The organism is Streptomyces sp. NPDC006296 (assembly GCF_040613235.1).
Classification (GTDB): Bacteria; Actinomycetota; Actinomycetes; order Streptomycetales; family Streptomycetaceae; genus Streptomyces.
Genome location: NZ_JBEXRT010000029.1, coordinates 92,172 through 98,171 on the forward strand (window position 1 = coordinate 92,172; position 6,000 = coordinate 98,171).

Below are 6,000 nucleotides of genomic sequence, written 5' to 3' on the forward strand. Positions count from 1 at the left end.
GAAGGCGCGCGGGGGGAAGCACGAGGCCGCGGCGGCGTCCGGGGGCGGACGCGCCGCGGCCTCGCGGGTCGGGCGGTGGGGCGTCAGGGCTGGACCGGCATCGACCAGCAGTTGGACGCGGTCTTCTTGCCGGAGAGGCGGTCGGTCAGCCAGGAGATGGCGGCGCCCTGGTCGGTGAGGAGCGGGGCGAGGTGGTTGGTGAGGATCTTGTCGCCGAGGTCGGGCAGCACGACCGCCTCGTACGTCACCTCGGCGCCCTTGCGGCACCAGTCCACGGCGAGCTGCCTGGCCTGCCGGTGACCGACGATGTCGTCCTGCACCCCGGTCGCCAGCCGCACCGGGGCCGTCGGCCGCAGGGTGCCGATGCGCTGCCGGTCGAGGACCGCCCGCAGCTTCGGTTCGGCCGCGATGACGTCGGCGATCGGCTTCCCGCTCGCGGTCCACTTCTCGCTCCGGGTGAAGCCGTAGCCGAGGATCGCGTCGCCCACGCACATGGTCGAGGTGTCCTTCAGCGCGGCCTTGCCGGCCGCGTTGGTCTGCGCGTCGACGACCGCCTTCAGCTCGGGGTCGGACTGGACGAAGCCGTTGATCGACCAGCCCAGCGCACCGGCCAGGGCGCTGCCGTCGATGCCCTTCATGACCTCGGTGAGGTCGGCGGGCGGCGCCCCCGCGTAGGTGCCCGCGAGGTTGACGTCGGGGGCGTACGAGGACCGGAGCTCGGCGGCCGACGCGCTGGCACCGCCGCCCTGGCTGTATCCGTAGAGGCCGACGCGGGAGGCGGCGGTGACGGACGCCCCGGCGACGGAGCGGGCCGCGCGCGCCGCGTCCAGCAGCGCGTGGCCCTCGTCGACCCGGTCGACGTAGGTGTGGAGCCGGTCGGTCGTGCCGAGCCCGGCGTAGTCGGTGACGACGACGGCGGCACCGGTGGCGAGGAAGCGGTAGACCGCGATGTTGTCGTAGCCGAGGGACACCGTGCCCTCGCCGATGGTCAGCGGGTGCTGGAGCGACAGCGAGGGGGCGCACTGGTCGCCCTGGCCCATCGTCCCCGAGGCCAGCGCCACCAGGGGGCGGGGGCCGTCGCCCTGCCACGCGGCGGCCGGTTCGATGTAGGCGCCGGTGACGGCGACGGGGCCGCCGCCCGCGTCGGTGGACTTGTACATCAGCCGGGTCGCGGTGCCGGGCAGACGGCGGCCGTCCAGGCCTGGCAGGCTCAGCCCGAGGGGCAGCGGCTCCGTCCGGACGAGGGCCCCGTCGGCGGCGGGCAGCTGCGCCGGCGGATCGTAGAAGGCGGGGACGGTGACCCCACGGGACACCACCGACGCGGACCCGTCGGCCCCTGCGGGACCGGCGGCCGACGCGGACACGGTGGAGGCGCACAGGCACGCGGCGGCGGCCACCGAGGCGGCGAGCAGGCGCCCCGGCCGCCGGGGTTCCGCGCTGCGGCGGGCACGCACGGTCGAGCTCGAACGGGTGATCTTGCGCGGACTCACGGCTCACTCCTCGCTCTGCTCCGATGAAGGTGAGCGCAAGCTGGCACCGGCGGGTTACCTGAGGTAACTCACCGGTAAGTTACGCTTCGGTAACGTGCTGCTCCGGGCCCGTCCGGGGTCCCCCGGACGTGGACGAAGCGCACCGGCGTCCCCGGGACCGCCTGCGCCGCACCGGCCAGCGCCGCTTCGGCGACCACGCCCACGACCGGGTAACCGCCCGTCGTCGGGTGGTCGTTGAGGAACACCACGGGGAGCCCGTCGGGCGGCACCTGCACCGCCCCCAGCACCATGCCCTCGCTGGGCAGTTCGCCGTCTCTGGCCCGCCGGAGGGCGGGCCCCTCCGTCCGCAGGCCGATCCGGTTGCTCCGCTCCGAGACCCGGTACACGGCGGTGGTGAGCGTGCGCAGCGCCCCTTCCGTGAACCAGTCGTCGCGCGGGCCCGTGCGCAGCGGCAGCACCAGCTCGGCGGGGGCGCCCGGCCAGGGCACCGGCCCGGCGGGCGGGGCTCCGCCCGGCCGGCCCAGCGGCAGGAGGTCCCCGTCGCGGAGGACCGGCGGGCCGAGCCCCGAGAGCAGGTCGGCGGAGCGGCTGCCGAGCACCGGGGCGGGGACCAGCCCGCCCGCGAACGCCAGGTAGCCGCGCACCCCGTGCACGGCGGGACCGGCCTCCAGCACCGCGCCCGCGGGCACCGGGACGGGTGCGCCCCACGCGACGGGGCGGCCGTCCACCGTGACCCGGCACCCCGCCCCGCCGACGACGGCCCGCACCGGCCGGGTCCCGGTCACCCGGACCGCGCACCCCGTGAGCGTGGTCTCCAGCACCGCCGCGTCGGGGGCGTTGCCGAGGAGCCGGTTGGCGAGGCGCCGGGCCGGACCGTCCAGCGCCCCGGCCCGGGGCACGCCGAGATGCGCCCAGCCGCTGCGGCCCTCGTCCTGCACGGTGGTCAGGGCGCCCGCCCGGACCACCTCGACGCCCGCGCTCATCCGCGCCCCACCGCCGGCACGAAGCGCACCCGGGTCCCGGGGCCGAGCAGTGCGGCCGGTTCGCGCCCGGGGTCCCAGAGCGCCTCGGGTCCGGGCATCCGCCCGATGAGCTGCCAGCCGCCGGGCGAGGTCCGCGGGTAGACCCCGGTGTACGGGCCGGCGAGGGCGAGCGCACCGGCCGGCACCCGGGTCCGCGGGGTGCTGCGGCGCGGGACGCTCAGGTGCCCGGGCAGCCCCGTGAGGTAGCCGAAGCCGGGCGCGAACCCGCAGAAGGCGACCCGGAAGTCCGTACCGGCGTGGATGCGCGGCACCTCCTCGACGGCGACCCCCCAGGCCGCGGCCACGTCGGTGAGGTCCGGGCCGTCGTAGACGACGGGTATCTCCACGGCCCGCCCCTCCGCCCCGTCGAGCGGCGGCACGGTCCAGGACTCCAGCCTGCGCGCCAGGGTGCGGTCCTCCACCCCGTCGAGCAGAACCGTCCGGGCGCCGGGGACGATCTCGCGCACGGCGGGGAGGTCCCCGGCGGCGCGGCGGCGGAGCAGCTCCGCGTGGAAGGCCTCCGCGTCGGCGCCGGAGGCCAGTTCGACGAGCAGGGCGCGCGGCCCGGCCGCCAGCACCCTGACGCCGTTCACGCGAACGCCCGGACGCGGACGCCGGCTTCCTCCAGCGCCGTGCGGACCCGCAGGGCGAGCGCCGCTGCGCCCGGGGTGTCGCCGTGGACGCAGAGGGAGCGGGCGCTGACGGCCGCCCGGCTGCCGTCCACCACGGTCACGGCGCCGTCGACGGCCATGCCGACACTGCGGCGGACGACCTCGTCCGCGTCGTGCACCACCGCTCCCGGCTCGCCGCGGGGCACCAGGGTGCCCCGCGGGGTGTACGCGCGGTCGGCGAAGGCCTCCTCGACGGCGGTCAGGCCCGCCGCCCCGGCACGGGCGAGCAGCCGTGAACCGGGCAGCCCGAGGACCGCCGGGCGCCCGCCCGCGAGGAGCACGCCCGCGACGACGGCGTCGGCCTGCTCCTCGTCCCCGACGACCCGGTTGTAGAGGGCGCCGTGCGGCTTCACGTACGAGACGGTGGAGCCGGCCGCCTCCGCGAAGACCCGCAGCGCGCCGATCTGGTAGGCGGTCTCGGCGGTCAGCTCCGCCGCCGGCACGTCCATGGCGCGCCGTCCGAATCCGGCGAGGTCGCGGTAGGAGACCTGCGCCCCGATGCGCACGCCCCGTTCGGCCGCCGTGTCGCAGACCCGGCGCATCACGGAGGCGTCGCCCGCGTGGAACCCGCAGGCCACGTTGGCGCTGGTGACGCAGGTCAGCAGCGCCTCGTCCTCGGTCAGGGTCCAGCGTCCGAACCCCTCGCCCAGGTCCGCGTTGAGGTCCATCCACCGGGCCGGGCGCGTCTCACTCGTCAGATCCGTCACGGCCGCACGCTAGCGTCCCGCCCGCCCGGCAGGGAACGGGGCCCGCACGCACGGCCCGTGCACGGCCGGGGGTGGGCCATGGGTACGGGCGCACGGCCTACCCTCGGCGTATGAGCGACAGCGTCCCCGACCCGTCCGGCAGCCGCACCGCCGGGAGCCCGCACCCCGGCGGCGGTCTCCGTGACCGCTGGTGCCGCACCCTGCTCGCCGCGCGCGGCGGCACCGGCCCCGATCCCGGCCCGTACGCCGACGCCCTCCTCGCGCGCTGGGCGGAACCCCAGCGGCGCTACCACACCACCGCCCATCTGACGCAGGTCCTGGACCGCGTCGACACCCTGGCCGGCCACGCCGCCGACCCGGAACTGGTGCGCCTCGCGGTCTGGTTCCACGACGCGGTCTACCGCCCGGACCGCTCGGAGAACGAGGAGCGCAGCGCGGCGCTCGCCGAGCGCGCGCTGCCCGAGGCGGGTCTTCCCGGGGCCGCGACGGCCGAGGTCGCCCGGCTGGTCCGGCTCACCGTCACGCACGACCCGGCGGACGGCGACACCAACGGCGAGGTGCTCTGCGACGCGGATCTCGCGATCCTCGCGGCGGCCCCCGAGGACTACGCGGCCTACGCGTCCCAGGTGCGGGAGGAGTACGGCTTCGTCCCGGAGAGCGCGTTCCGCGAGGGGCGCGCCGCCGTCCTGCGGCAGTTGCTGGAGCTGCCCCGGTTGTTCCGTACGCCCCACGGGGCCGGGGAGTGGGAGCCGCGGGCCCGGCACAACCTGGCGACCGAGCTGGAGCTTCTCAGCCGGTGAGACGGGGGAATGACAGGGCCGAAAGCGCTGTTGGCCACGGTCATGCCCGACTCTGCTTCCAGCCGTCCCCGTATGCCCATGGCCGTCTACATCCTGGGCCTCTCGGTCTTCGCCCTCGGCACCAGTGAGTTCATGCTGTCCGGGCTGCTGCCGCCCATCGCCGACGACATGGACGTGTCCATCCCGAAGGCCGGGCTGCTCATATCCGCCTTCGCGATCGGGATGGTGGTCGGCGCCCCGCTGCTGGCCGTCGCCACGCTGCGGCTGCCCCGCCGCACGACCCTGATCGCGCTCATCTCGGTCTTCGGGCTGGGGCAGGTCGCGGGCGCGCTGGCACCGACGTACGAGGTGCTGTTCGTCTCCCGGGTGGTGAGCGCGCTGGCGTGCGCCGGTTTCTGGGCCGTGGGCGCCGCCGTCGCGATCGCGATGGTCCCGGTGAACGCGCGGGCCCGGGCGATGGCCGTGATGATCGGCGGGCTGTCGATCGCCAATGTGCTGGGGGTGCCGCTGGGCGCGTTCCTCGGGGAGAGCTTCGGCTGGCGTTCGGCGTTCTGGGCGGTGGGGGCCGCGTCCGCGGTGGCGCTGGCCGGCGTCGTCACACGCATCCCGCGCATCCCGCTGCCGGACGAGAAGCCGCAGCTCAGGCGGGAGGTCGCGATCTACAGGGACCGTCAAGTGTGGCTGTCCATCGTGATCACGGCGCTCGCGGCGGGCGGGGTGTTCTGCGCGTTCAGCTATCTCGCGCCGCTGCTCACGGACGTGGCGGGACTGGACTCCGGCTGGGTGCCGTGGGTGCTCGGGCTGTTCGGCGTCGGCGCGCTGATCGGGACGACCATCGGCGGCCGGGTCGCGGACGCGCACCTCTTCGGGGTGCTGCTGAGCGGTATCGGCGCCTCGACGGTCTTCCTGGTGGCGCTGGCGCTCTTCGCGTCGAACCAGGCCGCCGTCGTCGTCCTGGCGTTCCTGCTGGGGCTGTCCGCGTTCTACACGGCCCCGGCGCTCAACGCCCGGATGTTCAACGTCGCGGGGATCGCCCCGACGCTGGCGGGGGCGACGACCACCGCCGCGTTCAACCTGGGCAACACGAGCGGCCCGTGGCTGGGCGGTGCGGTGATCGACGCGGACCTCGGCTTCCGGGCCACGGCCTGGGCGGGTGCCGCGATGCTGGTGCTCGGCCTGGTCGCGGTGACGGTCTCGCTGCGGCTGCGCGGCGGCGGTACGCCGTCCCGCCGCGTCGCCGGCGCCCCGGCGCGCAGCGGTGCGGAGCAGCCCGCCGGCCTGGAGCACGCCGCCGACCGGGCCGCCGGCTG

General features: G+C 76.2%; 6 protein-coding genes. 2 read left to right on the top strand and 4 right to left on the bottom strand.

Features of this window, described 5'->3' with window-relative positions:
• Positions 1-83: 83 nt before the first annotated feature.
• The 4 genes from ABZ172_RS20795 to ABZ172_RS20810 all read right to left on the bottom strand — a co-directional run bounded on the left by ABZ172_RS20795 (position 84) and on the right by ABZ172_RS20810 (position 3,851).
• A complete protein-coding gene (locus ABZ172_RS20795; protein WP_356885222.1) occupies positions 84-1,490 on the bottom strand; it encodes a lipase family protein in 1,407 nt (468 codons plus the stop codon).
• A gap of 68 nt (positions 1,491-1,558) precedes the next feature.
• Positions 1,559-2,473, bottom strand: coding sequence for a biotin-dependent carboxyltransferase family protein (locus tag ABZ172_RS20800; RefSeq protein ID WP_356885223.1), 915 nt, complete (start codon positions 2,471-2,473; stop codon positions 1,559-1,561).
• Positions 2,470-3,105 (bottom strand): allophanate hydrolase subunit 1, encoded by a 636-nt coding sequence (locus ABZ172_RS20805; RefSeq protein WP_356885224.1) that lies wholly within the window; start codon positions 3,103-3,105, stop codon positions 2,470-2,472. The genes ABZ172_RS20800 and ABZ172_RS20805 overlap by 4 nt, the downstream gene beginning before the upstream one ends.
• Positions 3,102-3,851: a 5-oxoprolinase subunit PxpA gene (locus tag ABZ172_RS20810; protein ID WP_356885228.1), complete on the bottom strand. Its 750-nt coding sequence runs from the start codon at positions 3,849-3,851 to the stop codon at positions 3,102-3,104. Before ABZ172_RS20810 ends, ABZ172_RS20805 begins: the two co-directional genes overlap by 4 nt.
• 149 nt (positions 3,852-4,000) lie before the next feature.
• Between ABZ172_RS20810 and ABZ172_RS20815 the strand changes: the two genes are divergently transcribed.
• The gene (locus ABZ172_RS20815; RefSeq protein ID WP_356885225.1) at positions 4,001-4,690 is read left to right on the top strand and encodes a hypothetical protein; all 690 of its coding nucleotides are present in this window, start codon (positions 4,001-4,003) and stop codon (positions 4,688-4,690) included.
• 72 nt (positions 4,691-4,762) lie between these two features.
• A partial coding sequence (locus ABZ172_RS20820; protein WP_356885229.1) for a Cmx/CmrA family chloramphenicol efflux MFS transporter occupies positions 4,763-6,000 on the top strand: 1,238 nt, incomplete at its 3' end.

Bases quoted from the DNA above. Each gene is read 5' to 3' on its own strand.
- ABZ172_RS20800 (WP_356885223.1), bottom strand. From the start codon at position 2,473: ATGAGCGCGGGCGTCGAGGTGGTCCGGGCGGGCGCCCTGACCACCGTG.
- ABZ172_RS20810 (WP_356885228.1), bottom strand. From the start codon at position 3,851: ATGGACCTCAACGCGGACCTGGGCGAGGGGTTCGGACGCTGGACCCTG.
- ABZ172_RS20815 (WP_356885225.1), top strand. From the start codon at position 4,001: ATGAGCGACAGCGTCCCCGACCCGTCCGGCAGCCGCACCGCCGGGAGC.